The 21,452-nt window shown below is 60.4% G+C and carries 23 protein-coding genes and 2 pseudogenes; 15 read left to right on the top strand and 10 right to left on the bottom strand.

Translation table 11 applies throughout. The annotated features are described in order from the left end of the window. The first annotated feature begins 93 nt into the window (after positions 1 to 93). Positions 94 to 699, top strand: coding sequence for an SCO family protein (locus tag AC1DRN_RS21765; RefSeq protein ID WP_223463015.1), 606 nt, complete (start codon positions 94 to 96; stop codon positions 697 to 699). A 1-nt stretch (position 700) separates the two neighbouring features. Continuing rightward, the gene (locus AC1DRN_RS21760; RefSeq protein WP_223463016.1) at positions 701 to 1,210 is read left to right on the top strand and encodes a copper chaperone PCu(A)C; all 510 of its coding nucleotides are present in this window, start codon (positions 701 to 703) and stop codon (positions 1,208 to 1,210) included. Between the two features lie 244 nt (positions 1,211 to 1,454). Here AC1DRN_RS21760 and AC1DRN_RS21755 read toward each other — a convergent pair whose 3' ends face one another. Together AC1DRN_RS21755 and AC1DRN_RS21750 are read right to left on the bottom strand one after the other, a co-directional pair. Beyond that, positions 1,455 to 1,871 (bottom strand): organic hydroperoxide resistance protein, encoded by a 417-nt coding sequence (locus AC1DRN_RS21755; RefSeq protein ID WP_223463017.1) that lies wholly within the window; start codon positions 1,869 to 1,871, stop codon positions 1,455 to 1,457. Positions 1,872 to 1,995: 124 nt separating this feature from the next. Continuing rightward, a complete protein-coding gene (locus tag AC1DRN_RS21750; RefSeq protein WP_223463018.1) occupies positions 1,996 to 2,325 on the bottom strand; it encodes a hypothetical protein in 330 nt (109 codons plus the stop codon). Positions 2,326 to 2,508: 183 nt separating this feature from the next. Between AC1DRN_RS21750 and potE the strand changes: the two genes are divergently transcribed. The 7 genes from potE to AC1DRN_RS21715 all read left to right on the top strand — a co-directional run bounded on the left by potE (position 2,509) and on the right by AC1DRN_RS21715 (position 11,195). Next, entirely contained in the window at positions 2,509 to 3,918 is a 1,410-nt protein-coding gene (gene potE, locus AC1DRN_RS21745; RefSeq protein WP_223463019.1) for a putrescine-ornithine antiporter, read from the top strand. Beyond that, positions 3,915 to 6,200 (top strand): Orn/Lys/Arg family decarboxylase, encoded by a 2,286-nt coding sequence (locus AC1DRN_RS21740; RefSeq protein WP_223463020.1) that lies wholly within the window; start codon positions 3,915 to 3,917, stop codon positions 6,198 to 6,200. The genes potE and AC1DRN_RS21740 overlap by 4 nt, the downstream gene beginning before the upstream one ends. A gap of 179 nt (positions 6,201 to 6,379) precedes the next feature. Then, the gene (locus tag AC1DRN_RS21735; protein WP_223463021.1) at positions 6,380 to 6,781 is read left to right on the top strand and encodes a hypothetical protein; all 402 of its coding nucleotides are present in this window, start codon (positions 6,380 to 6,382) and stop codon (positions 6,779 to 6,781) included. Then, positions 6,781 to 7,320, top strand: coding sequence for an HD domain-containing protein (locus AC1DRN_RS21730; RefSeq protein WP_223463022.1), 540 nt, complete (start codon positions 6,781 to 6,783; stop codon positions 7,318 to 7,320). Before AC1DRN_RS21735 ends, AC1DRN_RS21730 begins: the two co-directional genes overlap by 1 nt. A gap of 199 nt (positions 7,321 to 7,519) precedes the next feature. After that, a complete protein-coding gene (locus tag AC1DRN_RS21725; protein ID WP_223463023.1) occupies positions 7,520 to 9,133 on the top strand; it encodes an arylsulfatase in 1,614 nt (537 codons plus the stop codon). 68 nt (positions 9,134 to 9,201) lie between these two features. Next, complete coding sequence (locus AC1DRN_RS21720) at positions 9,202 to 10,470, top strand: OmpP1/FadL family transporter (protein ID WP_223463024.1); 1,269 nt, start codon at positions 9,202 to 9,204, stop codon at positions 10,468 to 10,470. Positions 10,471 to 10,520: 50 nt separating this feature from the next. Next, positions 10,521 to 11,195: a DUF3313 domain-containing protein gene (locus AC1DRN_RS21715; protein ID WP_223463025.1), complete on the top strand. Its 675-nt coding sequence runs from the start codon at positions 10,521 to 10,523 to the stop codon at positions 11,193 to 11,195. Between the two features lie 66 nt (positions 11,196 to 11,261). Here the strand turns inward: AC1DRN_RS21715 and ligD are convergent. Next, positions 11,262 to 11,390, bottom strand: a pseudogene (gene ligD, locus AC1DRN_RS21710) (non-homologous end-joining DNA ligase LigD); the annotation flags it as partial. Between the two features lie 284 nt (positions 11,391 to 11,674). On the opposite strand from ligD, the gene pcsA reads away from it, so the two are divergent. Beyond that, complete coding sequence (gene pcsA / locus AC1DRN_RS21705; protein WP_223463026.1) at positions 11,675 to 12,397, top strand: phosphatidylcholine synthase; 723 nt, start codon at positions 11,675 to 11,677, stop codon at positions 12,395 to 12,397. A gap of 2 nt (positions 12,398 to 12,399) precedes the next feature. Continuing rightward, positions 12,400 to 12,786, top strand: a complete 387-nt coding sequence (locus AC1DRN_RS21700; protein WP_223463027.1) for a DUF488 domain-containing protein — start codon at positions 12,400 to 12,402, stop codon at positions 12,784 to 12,786. Between the two features lie 70 nt (positions 12,787 to 12,856). On the opposite strand, the pseudogene AC1DRN_RS21695 reads toward AC1DRN_RS21700, so the two are convergent. Together AC1DRN_RS21695 and AC1DRN_RS21690 are read right to left on the bottom strand one after the other, a co-directional pair. Next, a pseudogene (locus AC1DRN_RS21695) lies at positions 12,857 to 12,990 on the bottom strand (SAM-dependent methyltransferase); the annotation flags it as partial. 80 nt (positions 12,991 to 13,070) lie between these two features. Beyond that, entirely contained in the window at positions 13,071 to 13,340 is a 270-nt protein-coding gene (locus AC1DRN_RS21690) for a DUF4242 domain-containing protein (protein WP_223463028.1), read from the bottom strand. 178 nt (positions 13,341 to 13,518) lie between these two features. On the opposite strand from AC1DRN_RS21690, the gene AC1DRN_RS21685 reads away from it, so the two are divergent. Then, entirely contained in the window at positions 13,519 to 14,496 is a 978-nt protein-coding gene (locus AC1DRN_RS21685; protein WP_223463029.1) for an AraC family transcriptional regulator, read from the top strand. Positions 14,497 to 14,572: 76 nt separating this feature from the next. After that, positions 14,573 to 15,034 carry a GNAT family N-acetyltransferase gene (locus AC1DRN_RS21680; RefSeq protein ID WP_223463030.1) on the top strand — a complete coding sequence of 154 codons (462 nt, stop codon included), beginning with the start codon at positions 14,573 to 14,575 and terminating at the stop codon, positions 15,032 to 15,034. Between the two features lie 17 nt (positions 15,035 to 15,051). On the opposite strand, the gene AC1DRN_RS21675 is transcribed toward AC1DRN_RS21680, so the two are convergent. From AC1DRN_RS21675 to AC1DRN_RS21665, 3 genes are all read right to left on the bottom strand, one after another. Further along, positions 15,052 to 16,269, bottom strand: coding sequence for a cytochrome c biogenesis protein DipZ (locus AC1DRN_RS21675; RefSeq protein WP_223463031.1), 1,218 nt, complete (start codon positions 16,267 to 16,269; stop codon positions 15,052 to 15,054). A gap of 147 nt (positions 16,270 to 16,416) precedes the next feature. Further along, on the bottom strand, positions 16,417 to 16,671 hold the full coding sequence (locus AC1DRN_RS21670) for a hypothetical protein (RefSeq protein ID WP_223463032.1): 255 nt from the start codon (positions 16,669 to 16,671) through the stop codon (positions 16,417 to 16,419). 48 nt (positions 16,672 to 16,719) lie between these two features. Next, on the bottom strand, positions 16,720 to 16,983 hold the full coding sequence (locus tag AC1DRN_RS21665; RefSeq protein ID WP_223463033.1) for a DUF2790 domain-containing protein: 264 nt from the start codon (positions 16,981 to 16,983) through the stop codon (positions 16,720 to 16,722). Between the two features lie 306 nt (positions 16,984 to 17,289). Between AC1DRN_RS21665 and AC1DRN_RS21660 the strand changes: the two genes are divergently transcribed. After that, on the top strand, positions 17,290 to 18,030 hold the full coding sequence (locus AC1DRN_RS21660) for a response regulator (RefSeq protein WP_223463034.1): 741 nt from the start codon (positions 17,290 to 17,292) through the stop codon (positions 18,028 to 18,030). Then, positions 18,027 to 19,337: an ATP-binding protein gene (locus AC1DRN_RS21655; RefSeq protein WP_223463035.1), complete on the top strand. Its 1,311-nt coding sequence runs from the start codon at positions 18,027 to 18,029 to the stop codon at positions 19,335 to 19,337. The genes AC1DRN_RS21660 and AC1DRN_RS21655 overlap by 4 nt, the downstream gene beginning before the upstream one ends. A gap of 315 nt (positions 19,338 to 19,652) precedes the next feature. On the opposite strand, the gene AC1DRN_RS21650 is transcribed toward AC1DRN_RS21655, so the two are convergent. Both AC1DRN_RS21650 and AC1DRN_RS21645 read right to left on the bottom strand, forming a co-directional pair. Beyond that, the gene (locus AC1DRN_RS21650; protein ID WP_223463036.1) at positions 19,653 to 20,408 is read right to left on the bottom strand and encodes an HvfC family RiPP maturation protein; all 756 of its coding nucleotides are present in this window, start codon (positions 20,406 to 20,408) and stop codon (positions 19,653 to 19,655) included. 3 nt (positions 20,409 to 20,411) lie between these two features. After that, a complete protein-coding gene (locus tag AC1DRN_RS21645; RefSeq protein WP_223463037.1) occupies positions 20,412 to 21,242 on the bottom strand; it encodes an HvfB family MNIO-type RiPP peptide maturase in 831 nt (276 codons plus the stop codon). Between the last annotated feature and the right edge of the window lie 210 nt (positions 21,243 to 21,452).

Genomic DNA, 21,452 nt, shown 5'->3' with positions numbered 1-21,452 from the left:
GGCACCGGCACAGTTTGTTAACATCCCCACGATTTTTTCGTCTGTACAGTCATCACGCTGTCATTTCAGCCTGTTCAACAGGATGCTTTTTCAATGAGTACTGTGTATACCCGCCGAACGGTCCTGCAAGGCATGGGCCTGTTGAGCCTGGGCCTGCTCGCCGGTTGCGACGACAGCAGCAAGCTGTCGTTCAAGTACGGCAAAGACCTCAGCGACAAGATCATGGGGCGCAACTTCAAGCTCAAGAACGCTCAGGGCGAAACCCGGATGCTGGGCAGCTATCGCGGCTTGATGCCAATGGTGTTCTTCGGTTTCACCCAGTGCCCGGCTGTGTGCCCCACTACGCTGGCCCGCGCGGCACAGGCCAAGAAACTGATGGGGCGCGATGGCGAAAGGCTGCAGGTGGTCTTCATCACCCTGGACCCTGAGCGCGACACGCCAGAGATGATCGATAAATACGTAAAAGCCTTCGACCCGAGTTTCGAGGCGCTGTACGGCACCCTGGAAGAAACCGCCGCCACCGCCAAGGAATTCGGCGTGTTCTTTGAAAAGGTCCCGAGCGGCGATACCTATACCCTCTCCCATACCGCGACCAGCTATGTCTTCGACTCCCGGGGCACTCTGCGCCTGGGACTGTCCACATCCCTGACGGCCCAAGAGTGCGCAGAAGACCTGCTCACCGTGATGGAGATTTGCTGAAATGAATGCCCCGCAGGCTAAAAACCGTTTCGCACAACGTTGCAGGCAACTGGCGCTGGGATTGTCCCTGGTTGGCCTGGCCTTTCAGGCATCGGCACAAACCGAGGTCAATGACGCCTGGGTCCGCGCCACCGTGGCCGGCCAACCGTCGAGCGGTGCCTTCATGACCGTCACCGCGAGCAGCGACAGCAAACTGCTGAGCGTGCAAACGCCGATTGCCGGGCTGGTGCAGATCCATGAAATGAGCATGAAAGACGACGTGATGAAAATGCAGCAGGTGGGCGCCGTCGCGCTGCCCGCCGGTAAAGCGGTGAGCTTCGACCCGCACGGTTACCACATCATGCTCATGAACCTGACGGCCCAGATCAAGGAAGGCGACAGAGTGCCGCTGACCCTGACCGTGGAAGACGCCAAGGGCGAGAAAGAGTCGATTCAGGTTGAAGCCGTTGCCAAGGCGATTGGCACCATGGATCACGGCTCGATGATGCATGATCACAGCAAGATGAACTGATTGCTCCGTCAGTTAAAACACAGAACCTGTGGGAGCGAGCTTGCTCCGGGCGGCGATCCGACGAAGGGGCCGGCACATCCAACAGAGATATTGCTTGACCCACCGCTATCGCGAGCAAGCTCGCTCCCACAGTTTGGATCTTCAGTGAATATGAGTCCCGCGGCCGGCCACAATATTTGTGGCGACGAGCAATTCAGGTCTTGGCGACAACCCATGTCATTCGCCAAGACCTTTTCATGTCAACTCAAACCAGCTTGAGCACGACGTTGATGTTGTTGCGCGTGGCTTTCGAGTACGGGCAGTACTGGTGCCCGGTGTCGACGATTTTTTGTGCGGTTTCACGGTCCAGCCCTGGCAGGCTGACATTGAGCCGCGCCTGGAGCAGGTAGCCGCCTTCATTGGTGCCCAGGTCGATTTCGGCATCGACGGCCACATCCTTGGGCAACGCCACTTTCATTTCCCTGGCCGCAACCTGCATGGCGCCGATAAAACAGGCTGACCATCCGGCAGAGAACAGTTGCTCGGGGTTAGTACCGCCACCGCCCGCACCCGGGGACGACAGCTTCACATCGAGGATTCCGTCGGAGCTGCGGGAGGCGCCGTCACGCCCGCCGGTGGTGTGGGTTTTGGCGGTGTACAACACTTTATCGATCTGGTTCATGGTGACCTCCTGATTGAGTTGTAAGAATCCGGCTTTAACACCCCATCCGGACGCAGGGATGGTCAATCAATATAGACGTCACACGCCCACACCGTGGTCGATCCGACCAGCGCCCGTTTCTTCTTTATTTACGTGCCAACTTGTACCTGACGCAGTCCTCATAAAAGCTCTGCCGTACAGCAGTCGGTTTGAATCGCGACGGACTGTCATAAGTTTGCTCTGTAATGCCAAGTGCCATCATGCGCATCCAGGTTTTGGCGAACTTGTAGACCTGGATTTTCTGGCGCGCGGCATACAGCGAAACGCCCGAGAGCTTGAGTTCCTGTGCCCTTGCAGCGGTGCCCGCACCCCAACTGCACATGTATTTATCATTGCTGGCCAGTTCTTTGGCTTGAGCCGAATTGGCTACACCCGCAACTATCAGCGGGATTAACGCGATCCATATCTTGCGCATCTTGACCTATTTAACTGGCTGAAAATGAACTAATTTTGCTGAGGATTTTTAAACTTGGGGGCCAGCATCGTGCCTTTTTTGCAAATTAAAGCGAAAACGAGATGGGCGATGTCATTTCTTGCGAGTTTTCAATCCTTTGCTATAGCTAAGACTCTCAATCGCCAACTTAAGTGAGGCAACGGAATGTCAGTCGCAAAGAAAATGAGTGTGGGACAACTGACAATGTTGACCGCCGTCAACATGTTGGGCTCAGGCATTGTGCTGCTACCGACGAAACTCGCGGAAGTCGGTGCAATTTCGATCCTCTCCTGGCTGGTGACGGCCACCGGCTCCCTCGCTCTGGCCTACGCGTTTGCGCGATGCGGGATGCTCAGCCGCAAGACCGGCGGCATGGGCGGTTATGCCGAATACACCTTCGGTAAAGCGGGTAACTACATCACCAACTACACCTACGGTCTCTCGCTGTTGATTGCCAACGTGGCGATCAGTATTACTGCAGTTGGTTATATCCAGGTGTTGTTCGGGATAAAACTGGATTCCCTGCAAGTAGGTCTGGCGACCATTGCCTTGTTATGGATCACCACTTTCGCCAACTTTGGCGGCGCGAGCATTACCGGCCGGATCGGTGCGATCACGGTCTGGGGTGTGATTGCTCCGGTGGTGCTGGTCTCCACGGTGGGCTGGTTCTGGTTCGACAGCAGCGTTTACGCCGCTGGCTGGAACCCCCACGACAAGGGCTGGTTCGAAGCGGCCGGCGCCTCGGTGGCGATCACCCTGTGGGCCTTCCTCGGTCTGGAATCGGCTTGCGCCAACACCGACGCGGTGGAAAACCCTGAGCGCAACGTACCGATTGCCGTGCTGGGCGGCACCCTGGGTGCGGCGGTGATCTACATCGTCTCCACCAACGTCATCTTCGGTATCGTCGGCAACGAAGAACTGGTCGCGTCCACCGCACCGTTCGGCCTGGTGTTCGCCAAGATGTTCACCCCGATGGTCGGGGACATCGTGATGGCGGCCATGGTACTCGCCTGCATCGGTTCGCTGCTGGGTTGGCAGTTCACCATCGCCCAGGTGTACAAAAGCTCGGCGGACACCGGTTACTTCCTGTCGATCTTCGCCAAGGCCAACAAGGCGGGAACGCCGATTGTCGGCATGCTGGTACTGCTCGCCGCACAGACCGCGCTGGCCCTGCTCACCATCAGTCCAGACCTGAGCAAGCAGTTCGACACCCTGGTCAATCTTGCGGTGGTGACCAACCTGGTACCGTACATCCTGTCCATGGCCGCGCTGATGACCATGCAGAAAGTCTCCAACGTGCCGGAAGGCAAGGCGCTGGCGACCAACATCATTGCCCTGATCGCGGCGGCCTACAGCTACCTGGCGCTGTACAGCTCCGGCGAGCAGGCCCTGATGCTGGGCGGTGTTGCCACCATCTTCGGTTACACCCTGTTCGGCTTCGTCAACAACCGCCTGATCCGCCTCGAAGCTCTCAACAATAGCGTGCCGACGCAAACCGTCAGCGCGCAGCACCTCACTGCCGAGCCAGTGCCGGTGAATAATCTGAATACAGCCACTATGGAGGTTCAAGCATGACGGAATATAAACACTCGCTGGGCATGCTGGCGCTACTGGTCAGCAGTCCGCCGGACAAACGAACGGTGTTTGGCCGCGCCCTGGATCAACTGGTCCACGACGTAGAGGGACGTGGTGTCAGTGTTCTGGCCTCGGAAAGCCTCACCGATGCTGCATCGATCCTGCGTTCGGACCCGGCCATTCAATGCGTGCTCATCCGATGGGAAATGGACACCAGTGAAGGCCACGCCGACTGCACCAAATTGTTGGTCAAGCTGCGCGAGCGCAACACCCGGGTGCCGGTGTTCCTGATCAGCGACCGTACCACCGCATCGACCATTCCGTTATTGGTCATGCAACACGCCGACGACTTCATCTGGCTGCCCGAGGACACCTCCCGTTTCCTCAGCGGGCGTATCCTGGCGGCCATCGAACGCTATCGCCAGGCCGCCCTGCCGCCGATGTTCGGTGCGCTGGTGAAGTTTGCCCGCAACTATGAATACTCGTGGCACACCCCCGGCCATGCCGGCGGCACCGCGTTTCTGAAGAGCACCGCAGGCCGGGCCTTCTACGAGTTCTTCGGCGAGAACCTGCTGCGCTCCGACCTATCGATCTCGGTTGGCGAACTCGGTTCGCTGCTCGATCACAGCGGCCCTATCGGCCAGGGCGAACGCTATGCCGCCAAGGTCTTCGGCGCGCACCGCACGTATTACGTGACCAACGGCTCGTCTATGTCCAACCGTGTCATCCTCATGGCCAGCGTCACGCGCAACCAGATCGCCCTGTGCGACCGCAATTGCCACAAGTCCGCCGAGCATGCGATGACCCTGTCCGGGGCGATTCCGACCTATTTGGTGCCGACCCGCAACCGCTACGGCATCATCGGCCCGATCCTGCCGCAGACCCTGAGCGCCGAAGGCGTGAAAACCGCCATCGCCAACAACCCGCTGGTCAAGCCAGGCATCGACCCGACGCCGGTGCACGCGATTGTCACCAACTCCACCTACGACGGCCTGACCTACAACGTCACCCGCGTCGAAGAGCTGCTGGGCGAAAGTGTCGACCGTCTGCACTTCGACGAAGCCTGGTACGGTTATGCGCGCTTCAACCCGCTGTACAGCGGACGCCATGCCATGCACGGCAACCCGGCCGATCACGACAAGTCCAAGCCGACCGTGTTCGCCACCCAGTCGACCCACAAGTTGCTGGCCGCCCTGTCCCAGGCCTCGATGATCCATGTGCGCGACGGCCGTAACCCGATCGAACATGCGCGCTTCAACGAGTCGTACATGATGCACGCCTCGACCTCACCGAACTACGCGATCATGGCGTCCTGTGACGTCAGCTCGGCAATGATGGAAGCACCGAGCGGGCAGATCCTCACCACCGAATCAATCGAAGAAGCGATCAGCTTCCGCCAGGTTCTCTCGCGCATGCACAACGAGATGCTGAGCAAGGACGACTGGTTCTTCACCTGCTGGCAGCCGCCGACCGTACAGGTGGGCGCAGCGACCGTGCCGTTCCATGAAGTCGACCCGGCTACGCTTAAAACCGACCCGAACTGCTGGGTCCTGCACCCGAACGCGGTATGGCACGGCTTCGGCGACATCGAAGACGGCTACTGCATGCTCGACCCGATCAAGGTTTCGGTACTTGCCCCGGGCATGGGCGACGACGGCAACCTGCTCGCCAACGGCATCCCCGCCTGCGTAGTCACGGCGTACCTGGGTCGTCAGGGTATCGTGGTCGAGAAAACCACCGATTTCACCATCCTGTTCCTGTTCTCCATCGGCATCACCAAAGGCAAGTGGGGCACGCTGCTCAACGCCCTGCTCGACTTCAAGCGTGACTACGACGACAACGCCGAGCTCGAGCTGTGCCTGCCCGATCTGTACAACGCCAACCAGCATCGCTATGCCGGCATGGGCCTGAAGGATCTGGCCGACGAAATCTTCGCCGCCATGAAGAAACACAAGACCACCGCCAACATGTCCCAGGCCTTCGGCACCCTGCCAAAAGCCGAGTTCAGCCCGGTGGAGGCCTACGAAAAACTGGTGCGCAACGACATCGAACTGGTGACCCTCGACGAAGCTGCCGGGCGCCTTGCCGCGACCGGTATCGTGCCGTACCCACCAGGCATCCCGCTGCTCATGCCGGGTGAGAACGCAGGGCCTGCGGACGGTCCGTTGCTGGCGTATCTCAAGGCACTGGAAGCCTTCGACAAATCCTTCCCCGGCTTCACCCATGACACCCACGGGATCGAAGTCGAAGACGGGGTTTATCGGATGCTGGTACTGAAATAGGTCCAACCGATTCACCGCAACACCTGTGGGAGCGAGCCTGCTCGCGATAGCGTTTTTGCAGCCAACATCTCTGTGGCCTGACACTCCGCCATCGCGAGCAGGCTCGCTCCTACATTGCTTCGCATACCCATCAAATCCCTATGGGCAAACTCGATCACAGCGCTCTATGATTGATCCCCATGACCACCACCGCTGCGATCCGCTCACCCTGCCCGCCCGGCGCCTGCGACTGCGGGCGTGACCCGCTGCTGGAAACTCCGGGGGCGGACCTGCGCATTCTGTTTCTGACCCGCAACGAAGAAAAACGCCTGATCGAACGCCTGGAAAACCTGCAGAGCCTGAGCGATCTTGAGCACGTGAAACGGCGCATGTTCGAACAGTTGGGTATCCGCGTGGACATCGCCCCCGGCTTCAATGAAGTGCGCACCATGCGCGGCATCGGCATCCAGATTGGCGAACTGCCGGGGCTGTGCCGCAAGACCCGCGCCAACATACCCGCCGCCATTCGCCGAGCCATGGAAAAGCGCCCGGAGATTGCCTACGAACTGCTCAATGCCAACGACCTGTTGCGTGACGCCTGATGAAACCTCTTCTCGAATTCCCCCTCACCGACAAGATTCTCACCACGTACGCCCTGGCCATCGGTGCCGACCTGCAGGGCTACCGCAACCACATTTACCGGGTGCTGAATTTCCATGGTGCTCTCAGCGCTGCCGATGGCCTGCCCCCGGATGCCGTACAAATCGCGGCGGCGTTTCATGACCTGGGTATCTGGACCGATGACACCCTCGACTACCTGCCCCCGTCCATTGCTCTGGCCATCGAGTACCTCGACAGCCAGCAACGACCGGAACTGAAGGATGAAGTCAGCGCGTTGATACTTGAGCATCACAAGCTGCGCCGGTATCGCGGCGCTTACGCCGACAGTGTCGAACCCTTCCGCCAGGCCGATCTGGTGGATGTGTCCCTGGGACTGGTGCGTTTCGGCTTGCCCCGAAGCTTCATCAAAACCGTGCAGGCGACCTTTCCCGATCATGGCTTTCACTCGATGCTAATGAAGCTTTGCGCACGACAATTACTCCGCTCGCCGCTGCGGCCGTTGCCCATGTTTCGCTGGTGACACCCGTGTCCGTCCCTCTCTCTGACGGTGCCTTTAGCGCAAAGCCATTTCGCTGAAAAGCGCCTGAAACACTAACTTTCTGACCATCCATTACTGGATATTTCGTAATTCAAACCTACGCTCTCCGCGGGGGATACGAATTTCAACGACGGTTGGGGGCTCGTCTCGATGTACTCACGCTTGTACGCAGGAGCTCCACATGAATCGGACAACCTCATCCTCGATTTTCGCTATCCCCCTGTTGTTGTCTGCCATGGCGCTTCCCGGCCAGACCCTGGCCGCTGACAAGTCCCCCAACATTCTGGTGATCATGGGCGACGATGTCGGCTGGTCGAATATCGGCGTCTACAACCAGGGCATGATGGCCGGCAGAACCCCCAACCTTGATCAGCTGGCGAACGAAGGCATGCGTTTCACCGACTATTACGCCGAGGCCAGTTGCACCGCCGGGCGCGCCAACTTCATCACCGGCGAACTGCCGATTCGTACGGGAATGACCACCGTCGGCCAGGCCGGCTCGCCCGTGGGCATTCCCGCCGAAGCCGTCACCATCGCGACCACCCTCAAGGCCATGGGTTATGCCACCGGCCAGTTCGGCAAGAACCACTTGGGCGACCTCAACCAGTTCCTGCCCACCGTCCACGGTTTCGATGAATTCTTCGGCTACCTCTATCACCTCGACGCCATGGAAGACCCGGCGCACCCCAATTATCCGAAGGAACTGCTGGACTCGGTTGGCCCACGCAACATGGTCCACAGCTGGGCCTCCACTACCGATGACACGACCGTGATGCCGCGCTGGGGCAAGGTGGGCAAGCAGAAAATCGAGGACGCCGGCACGCTCTATCCGGAGCGGATGAAAACCGTCGACGAGGAGATTCGCGACAAGGCCTTCTCTTTCATCGACAAGGCCAAGCAGGACGACAAACCGTTCTTCGTCTGGCTCAACCCGACCCGCATGCACATCGTCACGCACCTGTCCGACAAGTACGAAGCCATGCGCAACTCGCAGAATGGCTGGTCAGAACAGGAAGCCGGCATGGCGCAGCTCGATGACATCGTTGGCGACGTCCTGGCGAAGCTGAAAAAAGACGGCATGGACGACAACACCATCGTGATTTTCACCACCGACAACGGTGCGGAAAACTTCACCTGGCCCGATGGCGGCACGACGCCGTTCGCCATGGGTAAAGGCACGGTCATGGAAGGTGGCTTCCGGGCGCCGGCGATCATTCGCTGGCCGGGCAAGGTGCCGGCCAACCAGATCGCCAACGGCATCATGTCCGGCATGGACTGGTTCCCGACTCTGGTCGCGGCGGCGGGTAACCCGAACATCGCGGCGGAGCTGCTCAAGGGCAAAAAATTGGGCGACACCACCTACAAAGTTCACCTGGACGGCTATGATCAAACTCCAATGATCACCGGAAAAGGTCCGTCGAACCGGCATGAAGTCTTCTACTTTGGAGAGAGCGCCTTGGGTGCAGTGCGCATAGACGACTACAAATATCGCTTCATTGACCAACCGGGTGGCTGGTTGGGGGCTAAAGTTGCTGTGGACGTGCCGATCCTGACCAATCTTCGACTCGACCCGTTCGAGCGCATGGGCTGGCCGGAAAATCAGGCCGCGCAGGGTTCGCAACAATACTTCGACTGGTTCAAGTTCCAATTCTGGCGTTTCGTGTTCGTCCAGCAGCAGGTGGCCAAACTGGCAGAAACAGCGATCGAGTTCCCGCCGATGCAAAAAGGCGCGAGTTTCAACCTCGACTCTGTTAAAGCCAAGATCGCCGCGGCCAGGGCAGAGATGGCCAAGTAACAGCCGAATCCACGGGTGGCTGGTGCAGTCCACCCGTATTCGAAAAGGACAATTGCTGAGGGATTTCAATGCCGACAAAAACCGCTACCCTGCCCGCCTCTGCGCTACTTGTCCTGTGCTGCCAACAAGCCTGGGCCGGCGGCATCATGCTCTATGAAATCGGCACTGATAACGCCGGCCTGGCCAACGCCGGTGCCGCCGCCCGTGCACAAGGCCCCTCGACCATCGCCAGCAACCCCGCGGGCATGAGCTACCTGCCGGGCACGCAAATCACCGCCGGCTTGCAGGTTCTGTATGGCGACCTGAGCTTCGACCGCGACTCCGGCACCAACACCCCGGGCAGCGGCAGTGGCAATGCCCTCGATCCGATTCCCGGTGGCAGCTTCTTCATCAGCCATGAACTGGACGAGCACTGGAGCGTCGGTTTCGGCCAGTACGGTGACTTCGGGCTGGCGGTCAACTACGACAACGATTGGTCCGGCCGCTACTTCGCACAGAACTCCAGCCTGCTCGGCCTGTCGCTGGTACCGAGCGTGGCTTATCGCTTCAACGAGCAGTGGTCGGTCGGCCTGGGCATCAAGGCCATGTACGGCATGTTGAAGGCAGACACCGCCATCGACCGCTCCCCTTTCGGCTTCACTGACCGCTCTGACGGCCAATTCAAGTACCGGGACAACACCTGGGGCTATGGCGCCAACGTCGGCGTGATCTACGCCCCGCAACCCGGCACGCGCATCGGCCTGACCTACACCAGCCAGGTCGACCTGGACTTCGAGGACCGGCTCGATGTGAAGGGCGACGGACGTCTGCTCGAGCGCGTCAACAACACCAACACCGAACTCGACATGAAGGTGCCGCAAACCGTCACCCTGAGCCTGTTCCAGCAACTGGACCGGCAATGGGCGCTGCTGGCCTCGGCCAACTGGCAGGACTGGTCCGAGTTCGGCGACATCGCCGTAGAGGTCGACACCACGGCCTTTGGTGCGCAATCGACAACGGTCGACGCCGGCTTCAAGGACACCTGGCACCTTTCCCTTGGCGCGCAATACCAGGCCACCGAGCAGTGGTTGTGGAACTTCGGCGTGGCCTACGACAGCAGTGCCGTCTCGGACAGCAACCGTAGCGTGGTCGTGCCGATGAGCGAATCCTGGCGCATTGCCACAGGAGCCACCTATGCCCTGAACAAGGACACCGATGTCAACGTCAGCTGGGCCATGGTCTGGATCGGCGACATGCCGGTGGACCAGGCCAAATCCGTATCGGGCAATCGAGTTTCCGGTGAATTCGACAATGCCTGGATTCAAGCCTTGACCGGGAATATGACCTGGCGATTCTGATGTTTTGTAAACGAAAGAACGACGATTTCACCCAAGGAGTAAACACCACTATGAATCTGTCCCGAAACCTGCTTGTCGGCGCCGCGCTGGCCAGTCTGTTGCTAGGCGGTTGCACCTCGAAAGTGACGGAGAAGGAGCAATACTCTGGCTTCCTGTCCAACTACAACAACCTGCAGGAAGTCCAAACGCAGAGCGGCGGAACCGCGATGCGCTGGGTCAGCCCTTCGTGGAACCCGAATGCTTATGACACTGTGGTGTTCAACAAACTGGAGCTTTACCCGGCCCCCAAACCCAATGAGCGGGTCAACCAGCAGACGCTGACCGACATTCAGAACTACATGACCAGCAAGGCCAAGGCCTCGCTGGGTCAGAAGTACCGTGTAGTACCCACTTCCTCATCCGCCCCGGCGGGTTCCCGGCCCCTGATCATGCGGGCGGCGATTACCGGGGTGAACGCCGAAAACGAAGGCATGAAGTGGTATGAAGTGGTACCCGTTGCGGCCGTTGTCGGGGCAACTCAGGCCGCCACCGGTCACCGCGACCAGGACACCACCCTGTTCATCGAAGCCGAGTTCGTTGACGCCAAGAGCAACCAGACCGTGGCCAAAGTGGTGCGCAAGGTGTTTGGCACCGCCCTGGAAAACGAAAGCCAGAAGATTACCGCCAAGGACTTCAAGGCAGCGATCGACAAACTGGGTACCGACTTCCAGGCGTTCCTCAAGTAACACCCGCCCAGGTGGCAAGGGAGCTTGCTCCCTCGCGACCTGGGGGTCCCTCCCTGACCGAACCCTTCACTTTCTCTTCCCGACTCGCCGACGCCTTGCGACGGTGATTGCCAGTTGCTCGGCATTCTTCTGGAAAAACAGCTCGTCAGCGATACCATCCGGCGCGCGGACCAGGGCCACCGGACGACCCAGGAGGCTGCGGGGTGACGCCCGATTTCAGTGCTGATCAGACGCTAGTCCTCTTTAGCAGGGGGGTTATCCAGTCAGGCAACGATAGACCTCGCAGGTGAATGTGCCAGCACCGTTGGGCTGACGCGCCTTCGCGAGCGCGGATTTGTCCGGTGTGTTTAGCTAAGATTCATGGGTGGTGAACCTTATTCCCGGATACCCGGTCGATACCTGCAACCCGACCCGGTTTGCCACCGCCCCCGTACGCGAGGTGACAACTGGCTTGCTTCATTCACTGGAGAACGCCCCCCGTGATTTCAACCCTGTACATCGCCAGACTCAAAGCATGGGGTGCCCATGGTTTTACGGCCACTGGCGTGGTCACCGCTTTCCTGGCCACCCTGTCCCTGCTGGACAACCAACCGACCCATTGCCTGCTGTGGCTGGGTGTCGCCCTGATCGTCGACGGGCTGGACGGTGCGCTGGCACGCAAGGTCAACGTGCAGTCAGTGCTGCCGAGCTTCGATGGCTCGATCCTCGACCTGGTGATCGATTACCTGACCTATGTGTTTATCCCGGCGCTGTTCATCTATCGCTACATCCCGTTGCCGGACTACACCTTGTTGTTGACCGTGTCGCTGATTCTGGTGTCGTCGCTGTTCTGTTTCTGCAACGTCAACATGAAGAGCAAGGACAACTACTTCCAGGGCTTCCCCGCCGCCTGGAACGTGGTTGCCCTGTGCCTGTACATCATCGCCCCGTCACCGTGGATCACCTTCGTTACAGTCATTGGCCTGGCCCTGCTGACCGTGAGCCGGATGAAATTCCTGCACCCGTTTCGCGTGCGCCGCTTCATGCCTATCAACATTGCGGTGACGGCCATCTGGTTGCTGTGCAGTTTGTCGCTGGTGCTCAACCATCCACTGATCAACCCGTTGGTGATGGGGCTGTGGCTGCTGATGTCGGCGTACTTCCTGGGCATCTGCCTGTGGCGCACGGCGCTGGAGTGGTTCGATGAATCGAGGCACAAGTAGCCATGGCGGTCCATATCGTTCAACTCGGATCACCGCGCCGCCCCGACGAAGGTTTGCGCCTGGGCACGGTACGCCGCCCTCCCCGTGGCGTACCGAAAGCGGATTTCGCCCGTCGGGATTTTTATGATGTCTGGCAGCCGTTGCTGTCACCCAGCGCGGAGCTGGTGGCCGAGGCCAAGGCTGCGCAAGACGCCAAGGCCTGGGAGGTGTTCAGACGCAAGTTCAAGACCGAGATGAGCCAGCCCGCTGCCAGTCAGATGCTTGATCTGCTGGCCGCGCTGTCCCACCGGACGTCCCTGGCCGTGGGCTGTTATTGCGAGGATGAAGCCCATTGTCATCGGTCGGTGTTGCGCGAGTTGCTGGAGGCGCGTGGTGCCGTAGTGATTTAGATACCATTGACCACCACAGCCCCCCCTGTGGGAGCGAGCTTGCTCCCACAGGGTTTTGCATTGCTTTCGCTCACCGCCGCGTGATCACCACTTCCAGGTATTCACTCGCACCACCAGCGACTTGTCGCCTGCCCGGTTCATCCGGTTGATCAACTCGGTCAGGTCCGTTTCCAGAGCCACGGCGCCGTCCGGTGGCAGCGCCGACGATTTGCAGGCAGTCAGATCAATAGGTGTACTCATGGAAACGGTCTCTGGGGTGAAACACGAATCGGGTCCGGCCGCGGTTACTCCGCCGTTGTCGGGTCGATAATGTTCATGACCTGGGAAATGCGATTGGCGGGAAACCCGCTCACCCGGGCGTGCTCCCTGATCTGCTCCTCGCTCGGCGAGATGTACACGCAATAGAGCTTGTCACCGGTGACATAACTCTGCAGCCACTGCACCTCTGGCAACTCACGCAACGCCCGGCAGGACTTTTGCGAAGCGGCTTTCAAATCCCTTTCCGATAATGCTCCAGCGCCCTGGATCTCGCGTTCAATGACGAACTTCGGCATGGCAACCTCTCTTTTCTTGTTCTGGATGGCAGGGCGGCACTCACCCTGTGGGCAAACTATCGCCCTCACCGGCGTTGGCGTCCTGTCCGATCGTCGCCCAACCCTACCCGATCGTCCGGAGATTCCACGTTGCGCGCAGGCGCGTTCACAATCAGGAACCTCCCACGGGGAAACCCCAATGGACGCTCTGTCACAGACCCTGCGCGTCGTGCACCTGGTCGGCGCGATCTTTATCAACGCCCGGTTCACCGCGCCCTGGTGCTACCAGTCGCCCAGCGCCGACACCGCCGCGCCGTTTCTGGAGCCCGATGCGGAACGGGTGGTGATCTTTCACCTGATCACCGAGGGCGAGTGCTACGTGGAGTTGGGCGATGACCCGCCGCTGCTGCTGAGTGCGGGCGACGTGGTGATCTTCCCCCAGGGCGATGCCCATCGCATGTGCTCACATCCCGGATTGCCCCCGGCCACGGGTGCGCGACTGGATGCGGTGCTGGCGCGCCGCCCTCGCCAATTGAGCTATGGCGGGGGTGGCGCGGTCACCCGGTTGGTGTGCGGTTACCTGGCCTGCGACACACGCCTGGCGGGCATGTTGCTCAAAGGCTTGCCGGCCGTGGTGCAAGTCAATGTGCGCGGTTCGAATGCCGGTATCTGGCTGGAATCCTCGGTGCGCTATGCCCTCGCCGAAGCCCGCTCGCCTCGCCCCGGCGGCGAAGGGGTATTGGCCAAACTGGCCGAAGTGCTGTTCATCGAAGTGCTGCGCCTGTACATGAACGAACAGGGTGAAGGTCGCACCGGCTGGCTGGCCGGCGTGCGCGACCGCATCGTCGGCGCCGCCCTCAACGCCTTGCACAAAAAACCCTGCCACGCCTGGACCCTGGACGAACTGGCGCGCACCGCCAGCACCTCAAGATCGGTGTTGGCCGAGCGCTTCCAGCAACTGGTGGGGGTATCGCCGATGCAATACCTGACGCAATGGCGCATGTTGCTGGCCGCCAATCTGTTGCGCAGCAGCAACAGCTCCTTGACGCGGATCGCCGAAGAAGTCGGCTACCAGACCGATACCGCCTTCAGCCGCGCCTTTCGTCGCGAGTATGGTGCGCCGCCGGCGGCGTGGCGGCGCGGTCAGGCGGCCTCGAATCACTTGAGCGGTCGCTGAGCCAGCGGGGGCGACAGCACCGCCCAGGCCCGCTACTCTCGCTACCCAGCGACTGACCTCTGAAAGGACTCACAACATGGCACCCCGCCTGGACTGGCTTGCTCGACATATGCAGCACAGCAACACATTCGCTTCGTGGATCCACCAGCAGTTCCACTACGAATACACCGGACAGTCCCTGTCCGATTGGCAACGAGAGTTCGCCGAAGGCCAAAACAACGGCGACTGGAAATGTCTGGTCGCCCTCGACCACAACGAGCTGTTGGGCGGCGCAGCACTGGCCAGGGCTGACCTGGACCATCGCCCGGATCTGGGGCCGTGGCTCGCTTGTGTGTTCATCACCCCCGAGGCACGCGGTAAGGGCCTGGCGGAGCGGTTGATCGAAGGGATTTGCGCGCAAGCCAAAGCCAGCGGCGAGAAGAGGATCTACCTGCACACTCAGGACCAGAGCGTTTATTACGCCAAGCGCGGCTGGGTGGTGCAAGAGCGTTTTGAAGCGTGGGAAAAAGAACAATGGCTCATGGCGCGAGACCTGTGAGCCATTGATCAAGCGGATTACGCCGCTGGAGCGCCGGCCTTGGCCTCCTCCAGCAACTGCTGAATCATCTTCTCCTGCGTGTCGTAGCTGCCTTCACCGAAGTGGGTGTAACGCACCTGCCCCTTGGCATCGATCAGGTAGTGCGCCGGCCAGTACTGGTTGTCGAAGTTGCGCCAGATCGCGTAGTTGTTGTCGATCGCCACCGGGTAGGTGATGCCGTATTCCTTCACCTTGGCCCTGACGTTGTCGATGATGCGTTCAAAGCCGTATTCGGGTGTGTGCACGCCGATCACCACCAGTCCGTCCTTTTCGTATTTCTTCGCCCAGTCCTTCACGTACGGCAGGGTGTGCCTGCAGTTGATGCAGTCGAAGGTCCAGAAGTCCACCAGCACCACTTTGCCTTTCAGGGCTTCGTTGGTCAGTGCGGGCGAGTTGAGCCAGTCCACCGCACCGGACAGCGACGGCATGACGCCTTGGGCGTTGTCCATGGTGCTGTCGGCCTTGACCTTGCTGACCAGGTAATCGACGACTTTCGGCACGGTTTCCAGCACACCTTTCTCTACGCCGCTGACACCTTCCGATGAAGTGTTGGCCAGCAACAGGTCGTTGGCCCCTGTTGCAATCACCGCTGCTCCGGCCAGCACCGCAACCCCGGCGCCTCGGCGCAACCAGCCCGTAACCGGAATCGACGGTTTCAAGCGATTGACCAGGCCGCGACCGGCAAAGATCAGGGTGCCCAGGGACAGCGCACTGCCGGCACCATAGGCCACCAACAACAGACTGGTGCCGGCGTTCGCGCCCTGCAGCATGGCGCTGGTCAGAATCACCCCGAGGATCGGCCCGGCGCACGGTGCCCAGAGCAGCCCGGTAGCGACACCGATCATGATCGAAGCCAGCGGACCGGACATTTTGCGCGAGTTCGGGTCGATGCGATTACCCAGCAACACGAAGGGACGGGCCAGCCAGTCGCCGACCCGCGCGGAAATCAGCGACAGGGCGAACAGCACCATCACCACCAGCGCTACGTGGCGGCCGGTGTTGCTGGCCTGAATCACCCACTCACTGCTGACCACGGCCAGGCTGGAGACCAGGGCAAAGGTCAGGACCATGCCGCCGAGGGTAAGCAGGATCGAGGAGCGTGTGCGGTCGGCCCCGGCAAACAGGAATGGCACGACCGGCAGGATGCACGGGCTGAGGACGGTCAATATGCCGCCCAGGAAAGCGATGAGTAACATGGGATCACCTAATTCAGGTTAGAGGGCGACACATCACCACTGTAGGAGCGAGCCTGCTCGCGATAGCGTCCGGTCAGGCGACACATCGTTGACTGAACCATCGCCATCGCGAGCAAGCTCGCTCCCACAGTGGATTGGGGGGTGTTCTCAAGCCGTCTGCTCATCCAGCAACTGCCCCTGAGGCGTGCGGCTGGCACCGTTCTCGGCGAGCATCTGCCCTTGCGGCGTACGGCTGGAGCCGTCCTGCGCAAGGAAGCCATGGGTGCCCTTCTCTGCCACCGGCGTGAGTTGGAAGCAGGTGTTGCTGGCGCAGGTGCTTTGCTCGACAGCGGCGTTGGCATGGGCTGCCGCGCCGGCGACGGAAAAGGCGATGGCGGTCAAAAAGCGGGAAACGTTGTTCATGATGTCCTTCCTGTTTCAAATGGTTTGGGCGATCGTTGGTCGCAACACTCAGTTTTGCGAGTTGCAGTTGTCGGCGAATTTTCGGTAATCCAGCACCTGGGATTTCGACTGAGCGTCGAGGTAGGTCAGCCGCGCATTTACCACCCCGCAGGAAGGCGTAGCGTCTTCGGTCAGCGACACCACTTTCCTGATGTCAAGTTGGGTGCCGTAGGTGTAGGTTTTCGGAGCGACATCGGCTTCGGCACGGGCCGACAGGGTGCAGATGTTCAGGGCGGCAAACAGGCAGGCGGCGTAGATGGCCTTGGTGTTCATGGCGAGTTCCTCAGGGTTTCAACAGGTCGATCGTTGGTTGATCCGAGGCGGTCTGGTTTGCCTCGATGGAACCTATTAAAAGCTTGCGAGGTATCTCGTCTGTGTCGGGAATCGGCGTGAATCAATCGCTGCGTATCAGAACCGGGCGCAGATACAGAGCCATACAAAACCGCTGAAAATCGGCTTTTTTGCCTTCGTGTGTATCCTCAGGCAAGCCAGATACACTGCAATACAAAGGGCGGCAGGCGAGCCCGCCCAGGCTCGATAGACTGTGTGGCATTCCCCATTTATCAGAGGTTTGGCCCAATGGATCACGTTGATCACATCCTCATCGTTGACGATGACCGCGAAATCCGCGAGCTGGTAGGCAACTACCTGAAGAAGAACGGCCTGCGCACCACGGTCGTGGCGGATGGACGGCAGATGCGCGCCTTTCTGGAAACCACCCCGGTGGACCTGATCGTGCTCGACATCATGATGCCGGGGGACGATGGCCTGTTGCTCTGCCGCGAATTGCGCGCCGGCAAACACAAGGCCACGCCGGTGCTGATGCTCACCGCCCGCAACGATGAAACCGATCGCATCCTCGGCCTGGAAATGGGCGCCGACGACTACCTGGTCAAGCCATTCGCCGCCCGTGAACTGCTGGCGCGGATCAACGCGGTGCTGCGGCGCACCCGCATGCTGCCGCCGAACCTGGTGGTGACCGAAGCCGGCCGCCTGCTGGCCTTTGGGCGATGGCGCCTGGACACCTCGGCCCGTCACCTGCTCGACGAAGACGGCACCATGGTCGCCCTGAGCGGTGCCGAATATCGATTGCTGCGGGTGTTTCTCGACCATCCGCAACGAGTGCTCAACCGTGATCAGTTGCTGAACCTGACCCAAGGCCGCGACGCCGACCTGTTCGACCGCTCCATCGATCTGCTGGTCAGTCGCCTGCGCCAGCGCCTGCTCGACGACGCCCGCGAACCGGCCTACATCAAGACCGTGCGCAGCGAAGGCTATGTGTTTTCCCTGCCGGTGGAAATCCTGGGCGATCAATCATGACGCAGGCGCTGCATTGGCCGCGGTCCCTGGCCTCGCGGCTGTCGCTGATTTTCCTGATCGGCCTGATCCTCGCCCAGGCGTTGTCCTTTGGCGCGCAGTATTACGAGCGCTACGAGTCCTCGAAAAACACCATGCTCGGCAACCTGGAAACCGACGTATCCACCTCCGTTGCCATTCTCGACCGCTTGCCCGCCGATGAGCGAGCCGCTTGGCTCAAACAACTGGAACGGCGCAATTACAGTTACATGCTCAATGAGGGTTCGCCGGGCACGCCCATACGCACCGACATGCCCGATGCGCCCATTGCCATCGCCTCGATCAAGGACGCCATCGGCCATGACTACCCGATGACCTTTACCGACATCCCCGGCCCGAGCAAACACTTTCAAGTGCACCTGAAACTCGCCGATGGCAGCCCGCTGACCATCGACGTCCGCCCGGCGATGGTCCCGTTGTCGCCCTGGCTGCCCATCGTGCTGCTCGGGCAACTGGCGCTGATGCTTGCCTGTTCCTGGCTGGCGGTCAGGATCGCCATCCGCCCCCTCACCCGCCTCGCCGGTGCCGTCGAAACCCTGGACCCCAACGCACACCCAGTACTCCTGGACGAAAAAGGCCCGACCGAAGTCGCCCACGCCGCCAAGGCCTTCAACTCGATGCAGGCACGCATCGCGGCCTATCTGAAGGAACGCATGCAGTTGCTCGCGGCGATCTCCCACGACCTGCAAACCCCGATCACCCGCATGAAACTGCGCGCCGAGTTCATGGACGACTCTAGCGAAAAAGACAAACTGTTGAACGACCTGGGCGAGATGGAACACCTGGTCCGCGAAGGCGTCGCCTACGCCCGCAGCATCCACGGTGCCACCGAAGAAAGCCGCCGCACCGATCTCGACTCGTTCCTCGACAGCCTGGTGTTCGACTACCAGGACATGGGCAAGGACGTGCAGCTCGAAGGCAAAAGCGCCACCATCATCGACACCCGCCCCCACGCCTTGCGCCGGGTGCTGGTCAACCTCACGGACAACGCATTGAAGTTTGCCGGTGCTGCCGAGTTGCAAGTGGAAAAACAGGCCGATGGCAACCTGTCGATCAAGATCCTCGACCGCGGTCCGGGCATCGCTGAAGAAGAACTCAAGCAAGTGATGGAACCGTTCTATCGCGTGGAAAATTCCCGCAACCGCAGCACCGGCGGCACCGGGCTGGGGCTGGCGATCGCCCAGCAATTGGCGGTCGCGATTGGAGGGTCGTTGACCTTGAGCAATCGTGAGGGTGGCGGGTTGTGTGCGGAGTTGAGATTGCCGGTGTAGACATTTTCGGTTCGGAGCGAGGAATGCCAGAGCAGCTGTATAGAATGGTCGGCTGGCAGGCCGCTATCGTCGGAACACCGCCCGGACCAAGCTCGCTCACAGGTACTAAGTACATCAGCAAGATTTCGACCGGCTGGCAGGCCGTCTCGCGAGCAAGCTCGCTCCTACAATTGATCCGGGTATACCTGCAAGAGATTGGGCTGCTATCAGGGCGCCGTCAGGGCGAAATCGCCAGCCGCCGTTAACGCAGCAACGGATATGTACCCAGTCTGCCAAGAACCTGGTCGGCCTGAAGGCCGCCAAGGTCAAAGAAGATCAAACAACCCCGACAACCCCTTCCCCATGCATCTGCCGCAACAACCTCAGACCACCCTCGAAAAACTCCGATGAACCAACCTGCCCCGCCTCGACCGCCAATCCTTGCAACTGTTCACGCCCGGTCACTTCGGGAAACTCGTCAATTCTCTGCAACAACCGCCACGCCAACGGACTCAGTTCGGAAAACCTCACACTCCAGTCCTCCGCTCGCCGCACCAGCAGCAATGTCGGCTGATCAGGCAAAGCGTCCGGCTGATGATCCGGCCCCACCTGTTGCACCGGCCAGGCATACGCCAACGGCCAGGCCAGCGCCGACACCTGCAACGGCCGCTCCAGCAGCAACGCAGCATCACCGGCAACCAGAGGCTCGGCGTCGGACTGTTGCAAGGCCATTTCCACCCACTCGTAATGCGCCAGCTCCACCATGAACGGTGGCCACGGCCCATCGCTCAACGCTTGAGGCTCAGTCGCGAGAAATTCGACAAACTCCTGGGCGATCTCGCCAAACTTCGGCGTGCGGGCGCGATAGTCCCGCAAAAAAATCCGCACCAGTGAACGCCAGTGCTCATCGCCCAAAATTTTCAGCAATACCGGAAAGGTGCCACTGAGCAATGACGACAGATTGGCAAACACCAGGTCGCAATACACCTGCGCCCGGGCAGGGTCCATTTCGGCCGGTGGCGAGAAATGCCCGGGATCACGCAGGTACCGGCCCATGGCGCTTTGCTGGTGATGCAACGATTGTTTATCCACGGTTCAAACCTCCTGTTGCAGGTGGCGAATGGTCTGCAACTCCGCCACCAGTTCGGCGAATGCCGGAAAATTGAAATCGCGCTCCAGCAAGGTTGGCCGAGCACCGAACCGGGCGTAGGCCTGGGCCAGCAACGACCACACCGCCGGCTTCACCGAAGCGCCATGGGTGTCGATTTTCAAGGTATCGGACTCGTCGAAATGCCCGGCGATATGCATCGCCACCACCCGGCCCGCATCGATGCCCGCGAGAAACGCCTGCGGATCGAAACCGTGGTTGATCGAGTTGACGTAGACATTGTTGACGTCCAGCAGCAGGTCGCAATCAGCCTCGCGCAACACCGCATTGGTGAACGTCACCTCGTCCATGTCCTGTTGGGGCGCGGCGTAGTAGGAGACGTTTTCCACCGCCAGACGCCGGCCAAGGATGTCCTGGGCCTGACGAATACGCGCGGCGACGTGGTGCACCGCCTCTTCGGTAAACGGCAGCGGCAACAGGTCGTACAGGTGGCCGTCATCGCTGCAATAGCTCAAATGTTCGCTGTACAGCGGCACGTTGTAGTGATCGAGAAAACCCCGGACTTCCTGCAAAAACCCGACGTCCAGCGGCGACGGCCCGCCCAGGGACAGGGACAGGCCGTGACAGGACAACGGATAACGCTCGGCCAGCGCCCGCAGCGCCGCACCATGGGCACCGCCGATGCCGATCCAGTTCTCCGGCGCGACTTCCAGAAAGTCGAAATGTCCGGCCGGGGCCGCTTGCAGTTCTTTGAGCAAACCGCGACGCAGGCCAAGCCCTGCGCTGGCCCTGGCTACGGGGGCAATGGATGTCTGCATGGTGTCGATCTCGCGCGTGTCCAGGATTGCGGGCAGGTGCCCGCCTTGAGACACAGTTAATCGAAGGGGTGTATCGGGACTGTGTTCGGCTGGAGCCTGAAGTTGCGCGGGACTGTATCGAAAGGCGGGTGAGATACAGTGAGATACATGCGATACCGACGGCCACCGCTGAATACTGTGGGAGCGGGCTTGCCCGCGATGGCGGTGTGC

This window comes from Pseudomonas sp. P5_B3 (assembly GCF_056400405.1).
The sequence above is the reverse complement of the archived record's forward strand: the minus strand, read 5'-3'. Positions and strand labels throughout refer to the sequence as shown.